Source organism: Shewanella sp. SP1S2-4 (genome assembly GCF_031932075.1).
GTDB lineage: Bacteria > Pseudomonadota > Gammaproteobacteria > Enterobacterales > Shewanellaceae > Shewanella > Shewanella baltica.
In genome coordinates this window covers 43,919-57,550 of the sequence record NZ_JAUOET010000011.1, presented here as the reverse complement: position 1 = coordinate 57,550, position 13,632 = coordinate 43,919, and the positions used below count along the sequence as shown (strand labels likewise).

Annotated in this window: 13 protein-coding genes; 6 read left to right on the top strand and 7 right to left on the bottom strand. The window is 45.5% G+C overall.

Going from position 1 to position 13,632, the window contains the following annotated elements; genetic code table 11:
- Positions 1-44 precede the first annotated feature (44 nt).
- Both Q4Q52_RS12010 and Q4Q52_RS12005 read left to right on the top strand, forming a co-directional pair.
- Positions 45-959: a hypothetical protein gene (locus Q4Q52_RS12010; RefSeq protein ID WP_311990709.1), complete on the top strand. Its 915-nt coding sequence runs from the start codon at positions 45-47 to the stop codon at positions 957-959.
- A 152-nt stretch (positions 960-1,111) separates the two neighbouring features.
- Positions 1,112-1,696 (top strand): YSC84-related protein, encoded by a 585-nt coding sequence (locus Q4Q52_RS12005; protein ID WP_311990708.1) that lies wholly within the window; start codon positions 1,112-1,114, stop codon positions 1,694-1,696.
- A 95-nt stretch (positions 1,697-1,791) separates the two neighbouring features.
- Here Q4Q52_RS12005 and Q4Q52_RS12000 read toward each other — a convergent pair whose 3' ends face one another.
- The 6 genes from Q4Q52_RS12000 to Q4Q52_RS11975 all read right to left on the bottom strand — a co-directional run bounded on the left by Q4Q52_RS12000 (position 1,792) and on the right by Q4Q52_RS11975 (position 6,844).
- The gene (locus Q4Q52_RS12000; protein ID WP_311990707.1) at positions 1,792-2,397 is read right to left on the bottom strand and encodes a hypothetical protein; all 606 of its coding nucleotides are present in this window, start codon (positions 2,395-2,397) and stop codon (positions 1,792-1,794) included.
- Positions 2,398-2,490: 93 nt separating this feature from the next.
- Positions 2,491-3,528: an acyltransferase gene (locus tag Q4Q52_RS11995; protein ID WP_220591351.1), complete on the bottom strand. Its 1,038-nt coding sequence runs from the start codon at positions 3,526-3,528 to the stop codon at positions 2,491-2,493.
- Between the two features lie 2 nt (positions 3,529-3,530).
- Positions 3,531-4,928, bottom strand: coding sequence for a hypothetical protein (locus Q4Q52_RS11990; protein WP_311990706.1), 1,398 nt, complete (start codon positions 4,926-4,928; stop codon positions 3,531-3,533).
- A gap of 193 nt (positions 4,929-5,121) precedes the next feature.
- Complete coding sequence (locus Q4Q52_RS11985; RefSeq protein WP_261273303.1) at positions 5,122-5,472, bottom strand: YkvA family protein; 351 nt, start codon at positions 5,470-5,472, stop codon at positions 5,122-5,124.
- 49 nt (positions 5,473-5,521) lie between these two features.
- Entirely contained in the window at positions 5,522-6,280 is a 759-nt protein-coding gene (locus tag Q4Q52_RS11980; protein WP_006083510.1) for an AraC family transcriptional regulator, read from the bottom strand.
- Between the two features lie 24 nt (positions 6,281-6,304).
- The gene (locus tag Q4Q52_RS11975; protein ID WP_311988570.1) at positions 6,305-6,844 is read right to left on the bottom strand and encodes a YbhB/YbcL family Raf kinase inhibitor-like protein; all 540 of its coding nucleotides are present in this window, start codon (positions 6,842-6,844) and stop codon (positions 6,305-6,307) included.
- Positions 6,845-7,313: 469 nt separating this feature from the next.
- Between Q4Q52_RS11975 and speFL the strand changes: the two genes are divergently transcribed.
- The 4 genes from speFL (at position 7,314) to Q4Q52_RS11960 (ending at position 12,592) form a co-directional block, all read left to right on the top strand.
- Entirely contained in the window at positions 7,314-7,430 is a 117-nt protein-coding gene (gene speFL / locus Q4Q52_RS22225) for a leader peptide SpeFL (protein ID WP_100199882.1), read from the top strand.
- Between the two features lie 321 nt (positions 7,431-7,751).
- The gene (gene speF, locus Q4Q52_RS11970; protein WP_106649128.1) at positions 7,752-9,914 is read left to right on the top strand and encodes an ornithine decarboxylase SpeF; all 2,163 of its coding nucleotides are present in this window, start codon (positions 7,752-7,754) and stop codon (positions 9,912-9,914) included.
- A gap of 86 nt (positions 9,915-10,000) precedes the next feature.
- Positions 10,001-11,320 carry a putrescine-ornithine antiporter gene (potE, locus tag Q4Q52_RS11965; protein WP_311990705.1) on the top strand — a complete coding sequence of 440 codons (1,320 nt, stop codon included), beginning with the start codon at positions 10,001-10,003 and terminating at the stop codon, positions 11,318-11,320.
- A gap of 117 nt (positions 11,321-11,437) precedes the next feature.
- Entirely contained in the window at positions 11,438-12,592 is a 1,155-nt protein-coding gene (locus tag Q4Q52_RS11960) for a porin (protein WP_311990704.1), read from the top strand.
- Positions 12,593-13,052: 460 nt separating this feature from the next.
- Here the strand turns inward: Q4Q52_RS11960 and Q4Q52_RS11955 are convergent, their stop codons facing one another.
- Positions 13,053-13,628 (bottom strand): gluconokinase, encoded by a 576-nt coding sequence (locus Q4Q52_RS11955; protein WP_409373423.1) that lies wholly within the window; start codon positions 13,626-13,628, stop codon positions 13,053-13,055.
- Between the last annotated feature and the right edge of the window lie 4 nt (positions 13,629-13,632).

Genomic DNA, 13,632 nt, shown 5'->3' with positions numbered 1-13,632 from the left:
ACCGAGCCGATTTCCCTGATATAACAGGGCTCGAGGTATCGCATATGAACGATTTTAATACTTTTTTCGCTCAAGCTTACTGGTGGTTGTCGTTATTCGGAGGCGTACATTGCCTCGCGTTAGCTATTTATATTCGCTACTTTTATCACCCAGACGGTAACCAAAAACTCCTCGCCGCTTTCTTAAGTCTCATCGCCCTGTACTTCCTAACGGGTTTATTGAACCGCGATAACAGTCCAATTCCGATCCATATTCTATTCAACCTGATTAACCCTATCTATTTTTTGCTTATGCCTTTGCTCTATCTCTACTGCAAACGCAGCTTAGTACCAACCCATAAACCACTAGGGTTTTCAAAACATTACTGGCCGTCGGCATTCACCTTAGTTTTCGCCATTTTAGATATTGCCCTAAGATTAAGCGCGCATCCCAACGGGGAGTGGCAACCTTTAACCCAAATGCTGAAGGAAATTAGCATTAGCCAATGGGGCGCCATACTGCCCGCACTGCTATCAATACAAACCTGTTGTTACTTTATCGCGCTGTGGGTGCTGTTTCGTCGGCATAAACGCAATCAAAGCGATGCCACACTAACCCAAGAGGCGCTCGGTACCATTCGGTTTCGGTGGCTGATAGGTTTGACTTTAGCCATGTTGTTGAACTGGTTGATCCGCGTGTTTGTGGTGATTTTGCCCTTCTATCTTGGTGATCACTTATCGTTGCTATCCCATGCATTGCCAAGACTCACCTTACTGCTGAGCATGTATATGTTGGCCGTATACGGCCTGAAACAAATCACCCGCTCTGCCTACCTAAAAGGTCGCCTGGCTAAACCCCAATCACAGCAACGCCCGATCGCGATTGAAAATGTGCTCACCCCTGAGGAGTATGAATTCTTACATCAAATTCAACAGGACGACGCAGAAAAACCCCAAGCTTCTTCACCACCTAAGAACTAATTGGCGAAACCACACTCCAATAATCACCATCAATATCACTCCAACCATTGAGCCGAACACTGAACCTAAGCTGACACAGGAGTCACTTTGGGCTGTCATTTGTGTCGATAAAGGCTAGTCTGGAGCAACTGAAGACTTGAAGAGGCGTTACCATGAAATCATTTTTAACTGCCATTGCGGCATCAACATGCCTTATCGTGAGCCTATTTGCGGCGCCCACTGCACATGCGGATGAAAGCTATGATCAGGCGGTAGTCAATTTCCAAAAAGCGAAAGAAACCAGTAAGTTTTTCGACACAGCCTATGGCTATGCGTTATTCCCGACTGTGGGTAAAGGCGGCATAGGCATTGGCGCAGCCTATGGCAAGGGCCGAGTCTATCAAGGCGGTGTTTATATGGGTGATTCGAGCCTGACTCAATTATCCATCGGTTTTCAATTAGGTGGACAAGCCTACAGCGAGATCATCTTCTTTAAAGATGCTAAAGCCTATGAAGCCTTCACAAGCGGCAGTTTCGAGTTTGATGCCCAAGCCTCGGCGGTTGCCATCAACATGGGTGCAAGTGCTCAAGCGGGAACCACGGGCAACTCCGCAGGCGCAGGCCAATCGGGTGGTAATAGCTCAGCAAGCGGCTCTTACATTAACGGTATGGCGGTATTTACCGCAGCAAAAGGCGGCTTGATGTTTGAAGCAGCACTTGCGGGTCAAGCCTTTAGCTTCGAACCTAAAGCTAACTAATGCGAGTCATTAAACGGTTAAATCAAACGGCGAGCCTCAGTGCTCGCCGTTTTGTTAGATATGCTCTAACCTATGGTTCAAAAGTGCGCGCGACACTACTCATGCCCCCAAGGTTTTGGCGGTAATGCGACGGGTTGAGTGAGATCAAAATCGACTTTGAAATCGCGGTTTTCGCGCGTAAGTTGATAGCTAAACGTTGTTGGCGTAATTTCCATGTGCCACACATTCGTGATCGACTGGGTTAGCCCATTCTTAACGAAGTTATCGATAGATTCCCGATCAATGGGGAACGATTGTTTCAACACTGTCCCATCATTCATGGTATCGCCGCCATACATAGTTACAGCATCTTCACTGCCATCTTGATGGCGATGGTCGTGTTTCAACTTAAGTCTTTGCTGCGTTTTAGTCAGCACCCAAGTACGTGAATGGTCATCACCGACATGGAACGGGATCTTAAGCTCAGTGTCGCTACATTCACGCACGTGCATAATTAAAGACTTACCGCTAAAGGCCGAGTCCGCAGTGTCACCTGAAACCACTTTCCCCGCAAAAGCTTGGCCACAATGGGCGGCAATTTGCGCAAAGAAAGTATGCTGCGTTTCAGTGTATAAGGGCTCAGCTTGAGCCGCTATGGATGATAAAGCAATCGAGGACAAACTGGTGAGCACAAGGCTCTGTAGGGCAATTTTAGATTTCATCTTGTTCTCCATTTTTAGATGAAAAACACCCTAACACTAGGAAATAAATTCAAACTGAATTTCACCTAGTGTTAGTGATGATAAGCCAAGTGATTACCAGCCGATGTAGGTACGTGAACGGTTACCGAGACGCTTCTTGATAAAGCGAGCCGTAATAATACTTCCCACCATCAGGAAGATAAAAATCCCCGCAGAGAAGAGCACGCTAGTGACCCAAGATCCCGGCGGTAAACGGTAACGCATTAAGGTCGCAGTAGCGTTAAACATCATGTCGAACAGCGGATGAATAAAGAAAATTGCAAAACTCATCTCAGCCACTTCCACTAACCAAGGCAATCGACTGCGCCCCGACAACCATTCGCAAAAGTTCAGCACTAACACACATAAACAGAGTTTTTGAATAAACTGCCAATCGATACCGTTATATTCAAACGGTGCCTTATGGTAATTACCAATATGCTGCACTATGTAAGTTTGCTCGACTAAGCTCACCACTAAAAAAATCATCGCGAGGGCAGTAAAGATAGACCCAAAGCGCGTCACAATATGTTCATCTTGTGAATATAAAATACCAATCAAATAGAAAGGCATAAAATACACCACTGAGTGGATGAAATTGACGTTACCTATGGGCCTATGCAGCAGAATAGCCACCACACAACTCAGTACAAATAGCGTCCAGCGCATCTGCTGTGAGCAACGGATAAACCATAAAAATATCGGCGAGAATAAAAATACCGCCATAATGAATGGAATATACCAATGCGGATACAGGATATAACCGTTACGTACCGTATAAAAAATACTCAGCAAGAGTTTATCGAGCGACTGGTGCTCCATAAAAATCCAGCGCAAACACAAACAGAATAAACCGATCAAAGAGACGACTAAAAAAGGATAAAGTACGTTCTGTACTTTGTTCTTCATGAACTTGCTGTAGTCGAAATCCTTATAAAAAATACGATGGAAAAAGTACCCTGAGATAAACACGAACAAAGCCGTGCCACCGCGTAATAGGTTTTCCAACAGCAGCGGGAAACCTTCTCCAGAGTTGTAAATACTGTGGCCAAGCACGATAAAGATAATCGCAATGCCACGCATGTAGGTAAATTCGAGCTGATTTTTTCTCATTATTAATTCATCGCACAGTAGAGGGTTCTTCCATCAACAACACTCGCAGAAACCCTAATAGTTCCATGGACTTCTGCTTCATTGAATACCAGATACTGACCCTCACGCTGAAAGGGGAATGCCAAAGGTAACAGAGTTGCAGCCTCAATGCCCTCACAATAATTTTGTACAGGAACATCGAGTAATGGACTGCCACTCACTGACAAGTTACTAAATTGCGCGCTCATCCCTAGATAGGCTTGCGTCATTTCATCTTGGTACGGCACAACATAAAAACCAGAACGCACATCACCCACATCAATAAAACTACTGCTATCGCTCACGCTCGGCATCACCAATAACGGTACTCTAACGTCTTGCGCATTCAATAATAGCTGCGACAATTTCGCTTGAGTGGCAGGATAATACGCTAGCATTTGCTGTAACGGCTTCTTCTGTTTATTGTCTTTTCTTTCCACCGGCGGCACTGGTTTCACGCGATTTAACAGTAAATCTAGCGGTAACATGCCCGACATAACAGACTCTTTCCACACGTAAGCGTCTTGAGTGCTATCCAGCAATATGCCCGCCAGAGCACCGATATTTTCCGCCTCCGCAGTCCAACCACCCAACATCTTTCTCTGCTGGTAATAGTCGTGCACATATTGGGTCAATATTTGCTGATAACCGAGTAAGGTTTGATTTTGGCTCAAGATACGTGCGCCAGCTGCCAATTCAACATACTTAGCGCTGCCCTCGACGAGATCGTTGATGTAACCGACTCTATCCTCGTTCGGCGCAATTTGACGCCATTGCTGCAACCAATAGGCCGCATGGCTCAAGTGTAATGACTGCTGTTCGGGCTGTGCCAGCGCCGCCATTAAGGCATCAAATAACTGTAAACGGTAATAGCGGGCATCGAGGCTGAGCGGGAACACTTCGCCCTCGTAACGCCTCCCCTCTTCTAACACGCGCCATTCGGATTGTGCATAAAAGTGGAAAGCTTCATGCAGACCATTACTGGCCCAGATTAAAAAGGCTAAATCCGTGGGCTTAGTGTCAGCGCTAAATTGGATGTTTGGCGATTCGAGTTGGATTAACACCCCAGGTTGACCTTGATATTGCGGGAAGCCGAAATTAATCGACAAGCCAGACTGTAGGTTAACCGACTCTAAGACGCTGTTATCTTGGATGATTTCACCGCCAGGCTGACGTAGCCAAACGTTGCCGCCATAACTAAAGAGGTGCACTTTATCTTCGAGGCGAAAACCCGGCCACAGAGCTTCGCTCTGGCGACTATTCTGCGCCATAAAATCGAGGTAAAGACGGGCGAGTTGTTCCGGAGAGGCTTCATCGGCAAACGCGGGGGTAGCGGCAGAGACACCTAAAAGCCATAGGATCACTACCATAATATTTTTCATTTATCTGCCTAAACAAACACAAGAGGTTTACAAAACAGCGCTAGCATATAGCGCAATCAAGCAATAGTGAAACGTTTGCAAAAAAATATTTTTACCCCAGAAAATCTAAGTAAAAACCAAATCAACGACTCCTAATAAAATCATATTTTTAGCGCAATTTAGCATCACTTAGGTCTTGTCGCGCCCATTAGGCTTAAGCCTTAGGTTCCGTAGGTTTATCGCCAAACCAGAGCGCCAGTTTATCCGCCGCGAGGGATTTCACTTCGTCATCAATATATAAGGTCACCATAGTCAAAGCGGCGGCAAGCGCCCCTAAGTCATCGGTAAAGCCCACTAAAGGCGTAAGATCGGGGATCGCATCTAAGGGAGAAATAAAATACGCCAAGGCACCGAAGATGACAGACTTGGCCCATTTAGGCGTATTCGGCTGCTGCGCCGCATAATAAAGCCACAGGGCACGCTCGATCACTTCCCTGCCCGCCTGACGGCTAAAGAGTTTAACCTTGTTCCAAAATCCGCTGTCGGTAAATTGCTCATCCGCCATTATATCGCTCCTGCAGCTTGAGATTGTTTGAGTATCAATCTATTCCTCCTCACAGTGTACGACGATAAGCCGCAGGGGTCAGGCCAAATTGTTGCTTAAAACGTAAGGAAAACTTTTCCGCCGATTGATAACCACAGGCTAAGGCCACTTGTAGTAATGGCTCGCCCGAGTTTTGCAGCATGGCCAAACCATGGCTCAGCCGGACTTCGACTAACAACTGCCTAAAACTGGTGTCTTCTAACGCCAATTTACGCCTAAGGCTGGCCGTGCTCATGTGTAACTTGTCGGCAATCTCCTCCTGCTGCCATGGCGCCGAAGGACTCACGCTCATCAAAGCCAAGGCCGCTTGAGTCACGCTGCGTTGCGTGTGGCCATACAACCAGTTCACACTGCGTTTATCAGGCAAACTGAGCAGTAACGCAGCCAGATAATGCAGCTGAACAGAATCAGCCAGAGACAAGCTCAAACTCTGTAATAACGCATTCCAAGCTAAGTCCACCGCGCGCGATACGTTTTGGACTGGCATAGGATCGCGCCAATCGGCCGTGCTCGATAAAATGCCTTGGGGTAAATCGTGGGGAAGCAATAACTGCACTGCCCGATAGCGCCCAAGAAAAGGCCGATTCACAAAGCTGATATGCGAACCCGCCGGAATTAACAGTAACTGACCTTGGCCCACCAAAACGGATTCATCTTGCCAGAGTAAAGACTTTTCCCCATGGATAACCCGAATAATCGACGGCTGGTGCACAGGTACTTGAGATAAAGATTGTGCCTGCTTCGAATCATATTCAAACAAACGGATCATGACACCAGCCTAATTATCAATGGATTATCGGTTATATACCGCAGTCAACTTGGCGCTACCTAAGGCTTGTGCTCTGAGCATAAAGCCTAATAATGCAGGGCTAGCGTCCTTTGGCAGATCTAATGCACTGGGCAATGCCCACACAGTGAATTCATACCTGTGTACGCCATGACCTTCGGGCGGACAAGCGCCACCAAAGTCAGTGGTGCCGAAGTCGTTCTTCAAAGCAATAGCGCCTTTGGGCAGTGCATCAGCATGCGAGCCCGCGCCTTGCGCCAATGATGTTTGCGCTACGGGTAAGTTATATACCGCCCAGTGCCACCAACCGCTGCCCGTTGGCGCATCAGGATCATAAGCCGTCACCGCAAACGCTTTCGTCCCCGCAGGTACTTCAGTCCAAGTCAGTTGCGGCGAAATGTTGTCACCTTGGCAACCGAAACCATTAAATACTAATTGCGATGTGAGTTTATTGCCCTCGCTCATATCTTTGCTCGTTAACGTCATAGCATGTGCCTGTCCAAATAAGCCCAATACTAAACTCGCCCCTAACCACCATTTATTCATGTCTATCTCCCATTGATGTTTCGACCTGACTAATCTACGTCAATCCCAAAGCTCACATCTGCCCTAAAACGGCAACCTTCTGCCCGAAATGCTCAAATATGAGAAAAAAACTGTCATTTTTGCAATTTTTTAGCATGAAGGTGATTTTGTAAAGAGAATTTATGCATAACAATGCAAGGGTGGTATGCGGTATAAATCGAGATACTTATTACCACAGCATGTTAATTAAGATTAGAAAAAAGCAATAAGAAAATTTATGCAAAAAATATTATTTAAATAACACTGACAATATTTACTTTCATAATTTAGATAAAGATACTTAAGTATGATTGACTCAATTTAATATTGATAAAACAAGTTAAATTTAAGTGCCAATTATTAAAAAGTAAGACATAGGTCATGATTTTATTTATAACTCGCATATAAACTTCACTACGTAATAAAACCTAACTGTTTTCTCTAAGTCATAATGGAGTCGTATATGAAGAGGAAATCTAAAATAATGGCGCATATCCGGCGCACGCGGCATATCATGATGCCTAGTCAACGTGACTATTTCGATCATTCCTTTATCTTCCTCCGCTAATCTCAGCGCAGGTTGTAGGCCAATAAACAGGTCTAAAGTGCTATTGCTCTAAATTTTGCAAACACTTAATGTACTGTCTTTTTTTTGGTTTATTATCTTGCGTCACTATCAAAGCATTCTTTTATCAGTGCAGTTTTACTGCGGCTAAGCTATTTGTACGCCAAATAAATATATTTTAGTTTTATTTATTTCGCGACATTGGCATAACCACATCTAATTTGCACACGGAATAGCTATATCTAATTTTCATGCCATTAATGTTTTTAATTAGGTATAGGCACACTTGTATCTATTTTTTAAAAAGTAAAAGGGAAATTAACTATGAAATCATTAAAAGTAGCCGCTAGCTTATCTGTTAGATCTTGTTTCGATATCGACAGAGAAGTCGTCAATGTACTAACCACAGATTTTTGTGATGTGGGCGCGGCTGTAGTCTCTGTTGATGATGTTAGAAATGGTATTGTTGAAAAGATTAAAAACACCGGATTGAAACTACCGATATTCGTTTCAGTTTGCTGTGAAGAAACTTTCCCGGACGATGTTTGCTCATCGATTACTGGGGTATTTGAACTCTGCGGCGATAACACTGACTTCTACGGAAAACAGGTTGAAACGGCAGTCAATAAATATGAACAAGCACTATTACCGCCTTTCTTCGGCACCTTGAAAAAGTACGTTGAAATGGGTAATTCCACCTTTGCTTGCCCGGGTCATCAGGGCGGACAATTCTTCCGTAAGCATCCTGTGGGCCGTCAATTCTTCGACTTTTTTGGCGAAACGATTTTCCGCGCCGACATGTGTAATGCCGACGTGAAATTAGGTGATTTACTGATCCATGAAGGCGCACCACTCGATGCACAAAAATACGCAGCCAAAGTCTTTAATGCCGATAAAACCTATTTTGTACTTAACGGGACTTCATCCTCAAATAAAGTGGCGACTAATGCGCTATTAGCTAAGGGCGATCTCGTTTTATTCGACCGCAATAACCACAAATCAAACCACCATGGCGCGTTAATTCAAGCAGGTGCCACGCCGATTTATTTAGAAACCGCGCGTAACCCCTTCGGATTTATTGGCGGTATCGATGCCCATTGCTTCCAAGAATCCTATTTAAGAGATCAAATTCGCGAAGTCGCCCCAGAAAGAGCCGATGAAAAACGCCCCTTCCGTTTAGCGATTATCCAACTCGGCACCTATGACGGCACTATCTATAATGCTCGTCAAGTCATTGACCGTATTGGCCATCTTTGTGACTATGTCTTATTCGACTCGGCTTGGGTCGGTTATGAACAGTTCATCCCTATGATGAATGACTGCTCGCCACTCTTGCTCGAACTGACCGCCGAAGATCCCGGTATTATCGTGACTCAGTCGGTGCATAAACAACAGGCGGGTTTCTCGCAAACATCGCAAATCCATAAAAAAGACAAGCATATCAAAGGACAAGATAGATATTGTAACCATAAACGCTTCAACAACGCTTTTATGATGCACGCCTCTACTAGCCCCTTCTATCCATTATTTGCGGCGCTAGATGTGAACGCGAAAATGCACGAAGGCGCGAGTGGTCGTTATCTGTGGCGTGAAGCGGTAAAAGCGGGTATTGAAGCACGTAAGCTACTGCTTAAAAAATGTAAATATATCAAACCATTTGTGCCCACTATGATAGATGGTCGCCTATGGCAAGATTATGAAACTGAACAAATGGCTGATGACTTACGTTTCTTCGAATTCGAACCCGGTCAGAAATGGCACTCCTTCGAAGGTTATGAAAAAGGCCAATACTTTGTTGACCCTTGTAAATTCCTATTAACGACACCCGGTATAGATGCAGAAACCGGTAAATATACCGAATTCGGTATTCCAGCCACTATTTTGGCTAACTTCTTACGGGAAAATAATATTATTCCTGAGAAGTGCGACTTGAATTCAATTTTATTTCTGATGACACCTGCAGAAGATATGGCCAAGATGCAACATCTAGTCTCGCAAATATCTCGTTTCGAGAAATTAGTCGATGAAGATGCGCCTTTATCTGAAGTATTACCTAACGTCTACAACGCGAATAAAGCACGTTATCAAGACTATACCATCCGCCAACTTTGCCAAGAAATGCACAATCTTTATGTCAGTCATGACGTAAAACAACTGCAGAAAGAAATGTTCCGTAAAGCGCATTTCCCAACCAAAGTGATGGACCCACAGGAAGCAAATCTAGAATTTATTCGTGGCAAAGTCGAACTCGTTCCGCTGTCGCAAATTGAGGGGAGAATTGCCGCAGAAGGCGCGCTTCCTTATCCACCAGGTGTGCTGTGTATGGTACCGGGTGAAATTTGGGGCGGTTCGGTGCAACGTTATTTCCTCGCTCTCGAAGAAGGTATCAATCTATTACCTGGATTCTCGCCAGAACTGCAAGGTGTTTATCTTGAAAATACCGCAGACGGCAAAATTCAAGCTATGGGATATGTATTAAATAAATAATGAAAACTGACTGCAGAGTTAATTAACCCCGCTCTGCAGTCAATTTCAAACCTCCTATAATAAGTCACCTAAATTAGGTTATTAATATGAGTAAATCAGCAAATAAAATTGGTGTAATCCAATTAACGATTATCACCATAGTCAACATGATGGGCTCAGGCATTATTATGCTGCCAACCCAACTCGCTCAAGTCGGTACCATTTCAATTTTATCTTGGCTAGTCACAGCGGCGGGTTCTACAGCCCTCGCGTTTGCTTTTGCCAAGTGCGGTATGTTCAGTAAGAAATCCGGCGGTATGGGAGGATATGCTGAATATGCTTTCGGCCGCTCAGGCAACTTTATGGCCAACTATACCTATGCCGTCTCGCTGCTCATCGCCAACGTCGCGATTGCTATCTCGGCTGTGGGTTATGCCGCCGTATTGCTCGAAGTCAACTTAAGCCCTATGGCAATTTGTCTTGCGACCATTGGCGTACTTTGGCTAGCAACCGTTGCCAACTTTGGCGGTGCTCGCATCACGGGCCGTGTGAGTAGCGTGACAGTATGGGGGATCATTCTGCCCGTGATTGGCGTGTCGTTAATTGGTTGGTTCTGGTTCGACATCGACCTCTACAAAGGCGCATGGAACCCGCATGATATGCCATTCTTCAAAGCGTTAGGCGGTTCTATCGCGATGACTTTATGGGCGTTCCTCGGTCTAGAATCGGCCTGCGCCAACTCAGAAGCCGTCGATAATCCAGAGAAAAACGTCCCTATCGCTGTGATGGGCGGTACCTTAGGTGCGGCGGTGATTTATATCGTCTCTACTAACGTGATTGCAGGTATCGTACCAAACGCTGAACTTGCCATGTCGAATGCGCCCTTCGGTTTAGCCTTCGCGCAAATGTTTAATCCTGTGGTCGGTAAAATCGTGATGGCCTGTGCCATTATCTCTTGTACTGGCTCACTTTTAGGTTGGCAGTTCACTATTGCCCAAGTGTTTAAAGCCTCTGCCGATGAAGGATTCTTCCCTAAAATCTTCTCTAAAGTCAGCAAAGCCGATGCGCCAATTTGGGGCATGACAATTATTGTTTCTATCCAAACCGTCCTTTCATTAATGACTATTAGTCCATCGCTAAGTAAGCAATTCGAAGCCTTAGTGAACCTCGCCGTTGTCACCAACATTGTGCCTTATATCTTATCTATGGCCGCGCTTGGCATAATGCAAAGACAGCAAAAAGTGCCTATCAATAAAGCCCGCGTTGCCAACGTGATCGCCGTAATCGGTGCGTTATATAGCTTCTATGCCCTGTATAGCTCAGGCGAAACCGCAGTAATGCTCGGCGCCATTGCCACCTTCTTCGGTTGGACTATCTTCGGTGTGATTTCCAACAAAGCAACGGTTAACGATACACGTCCAGCCTAAATCCGGCTAACGCACTATCAAAACGATTAACAACAGCATCTAAAAGAACAGTTACTCAGGGATCATAGGCTAAGCCTATGATCCCCTGGAGAATACTTGCTCATTATCGGGGGATTTATGAATAAGACTTGTCTTGCTTTAGTGTTACCTATGCTATTAACAGCCACCAGCAGTCAGGCGGTTGAGCTTTATAAAGATCAAAAAAACACATTAGATTTAACCGGTTGGCTAGGGTTCGCGGCCCTGAATGACAGCCACGACACCTCGGTTATTGACGATTCTTCTCGCCTCAGATTTAGTTTCGAGCGCAGCGAAAGAAATGGCTGGACCGCCTTTGCTACCACGGAATGGGGGATCAATATGGTCTCCAGCGACGATGGTCTAGTGATGCAAGGAGGCAAACTCGCCGCCGAAAAGACCGATGATTTTCTCTATAACCGCTTAGGTTATGTCGGCATGTCCCACGATGTCTGGGGGAGTTTGAGCTTTGGTAAACAATGGGGCGCCTATTACGATGTCGCCGGCACCACAGATTTACCTAACGTTTTCGCAGGTTACAGCGTTGGCGCTTACACCTTTGGCGATGGCGGCCTCACAGGCACTGGCCGTGCCGACTCCGCCTTTATTTACCGCAATAGTGTCGGCCCAGTGCAAATTGCCCTGCAATATGCCGCCAAAACCAATGGCGATGTCAGCTTAAAAAATGATGACGGCAGCGAGATGAATAACTCTGAGCTGAGTTTCGACAGCAGTTACGGTGCCAGTATCATCTATTCAGCAACCGAAAAATTCAAGCTGCTCGCAGGCTTTAACCGCGGTGATTTTGAAGGCCATCTAGCTAATACTCAAGTCGACGAAACCAATGAAATTATTGGCATTGGTGCCATGTACGGTGACTACTATCACTATGCCGAAGGACGCGAAGCCAGCGGTCTCTATGTGGGTTTTAATGCTCATCAAAGCAAAAGCAATGAACTGGTCAACGGCGATCTCTACGACGCCACTGGTGCAGAGTTGATGACGGCCTATCAATTCGACAACGGTTTTGTGCCTATGGTTGTACTCAGTTATTTAGATTTAGACACAGATGTAGCTACGCCTATTCAAGGTCAATGGACTCGCCAATTTGCCATGCTGGGGCTGCATTATCGCTACAGTAACGACACTGTGATGTTTGCCGAGATGAAGCTAGATTTCAGTGATATGGATGATCCTGCACTCGAAGCACAGGAAGACAACAGCTTCGCAGTGGGGATCAACTACTTTTTTTAGGACTAAAGGAGATGTTAGCTAAGGTTTCTAAAGCGCTCATTCTACTTTGGCATTGCTTAGTCGCATGAAGCAGGACGATTTTGAGTAACAGTCTTCAGTGACAGTTCTAATCACATGTTGAGTTAAATCATGTTTAGCAGGATAGGCAGCTCGCGTCATCGCTCATATGCGTGAGCCTATTTGAGGCTGAGGTGCGGCGCACGTTTCGTCTACAAACGCTCGCCGTAACACTCATTGGATGGTACCGCAGGCTTACCATTATCTCTACGCCACTCCAAGTCAGTTTCTGGAGTGGTTTTTTTCAATGTCGAGCGGCTAGATCCAGATTTGCTTCGACCTTCAGCGTCACTTATTAATGCCGACGACTGTCGTTCAGCTCCCCCTTCGCTTTAAAGGCTAATCTGCAACATCATGATAAAGCAGCCAAGCCTCGCGTTAAGATCCCATGACCGACTTATGCTTATGCTTCGCCATTTATCGCCTGAATACAGCGCTGCACGACTTCTTCGAAAGAGCCATCTATGCTCACTTGGATAACGTCAGCTTCATCGGTGGCGGGCATTTCCAGCGTATCGAACTGACTCTTGAGTAGCTCAATCGGCATGAAGTGGGCTTTTCTGGCAAACATGCGCTCTTTGACTAATTCAAAATCACCATATAGATGAATAAACACCAGCTTACTGTTGTTCTGACGGATTAAGTCACGATACTGACGACGCAGCGCAGAGCAGACAATCACCCCCTGTTCACCTTTTTGTTCAATGCTATACACAGCATCGTTGATGCGCTCAAGCCAAGGAGAGCGATCGCTATCGTTAAGCGGTGAGCCAGATTTCATCTTGATAATATTGGCTCTAGGATGCAGGTCATCACCATCGATAAATTTCGTCTCTAACGCCTTTGCGACCGCTGCACCAATCGAAGATTTGCCACAACTAGAGACGCCCATGAACACATAGCTATTGCCTTTTTTTCTCTCAGTCACTTTGTTAACCTCATGCCAATTCTCGAATTTAGTCACTTCCCACTCTATCATATTA

What these genes read in the sequence shown, in the direction of transcription:
- Q4Q52_RS12010 (WP_311990709.1), top strand. Translation starts at nt 45, where the DNA reads ATGAACGATTTTAATACTTTTTTCGCTCAAGCTTACTGGTGGTTGTCG.
- Q4Q52_RS12005 (WP_311990708.1), top strand. Translation starts at nt 1,112, where the DNA reads ATGAAATCATTTTTAACTGCCATTGCGGCATCAACATGCCTTATCGTG.
- Q4Q52_RS12000 (WP_311990707.1), bottom strand. Translation starts at nt 2,397, where the DNA reads ATGAAATCTAAAATTGCCCTACAGAGCCTTGTGCTCACCAGTTTGTCC.
- Q4Q52_RS11995 (WP_220591351.1), bottom strand. Translation starts at nt 3,528, where the DNA reads ATGAGAAAAAATCAGCTCGAATTTACCTACATGCGTGGCATTGCGATT.
- Q4Q52_RS11990 (WP_311990706.1), bottom strand. Translation starts at nt 4,928, where the DNA reads ATGAAAAATATTATGGTAGTGATCCTATGGCTTTTAGGTGTCTCTGCC.
- Q4Q52_RS11985 (WP_261273303.1), bottom strand. Translation starts at nt 5,472, where the DNA reads ATGGCGGATGAGCAATTTACCGACAGCGGATTTTGGAACAAGGTTAAA.
- Q4Q52_RS11980 (WP_006083510.1), bottom strand. Translation starts at nt 6,280, where the DNA reads ATGATCCGTTTGTTTGAATATGATTCGAAGCAGGCACAATCTTTATCT.
- Q4Q52_RS11975 (WP_311988570.1), bottom strand. Translation starts at nt 6,844, where the DNA reads ATGAATAAATGGTGGTTAGGGGCGAGTTTAGTATTGGGCTTATTTGGA.
- speFL (WP_100199882.1), top strand. Translation starts at nt 7,314, where the DNA reads ATGGAGTCGTATATGAAGAGGAAATCTAAAATAATGGCGCATATCCGG.
- speF (WP_106649128.1), top strand. Translation starts at nt 7,752, where the DNA reads ATGAAATCATTAAAAGTAGCCGCTAGCTTATCTGTTAGATCTTGTTTC.
- potE (WP_311990705.1), top strand. Translation starts at nt 10,001, where the DNA reads ATGAGTAAATCAGCAAATAAAATTGGTGTAATCCAATTAACGATTATC.
- Q4Q52_RS11960 (WP_311990704.1), top strand. Translation starts at nt 11,438, where the DNA reads ATGAATAAGACTTGTCTTGCTTTAGTGTTACCTATGCTATTAACAGCC.
- Q4Q52_RS11955 (WP_409373423.1), bottom strand. Translation starts at nt 13,628, where the DNA reads ATGATAGAGTGGGAAGTGACTAAATTCGAGAATTGGCATGAGGTTAAC.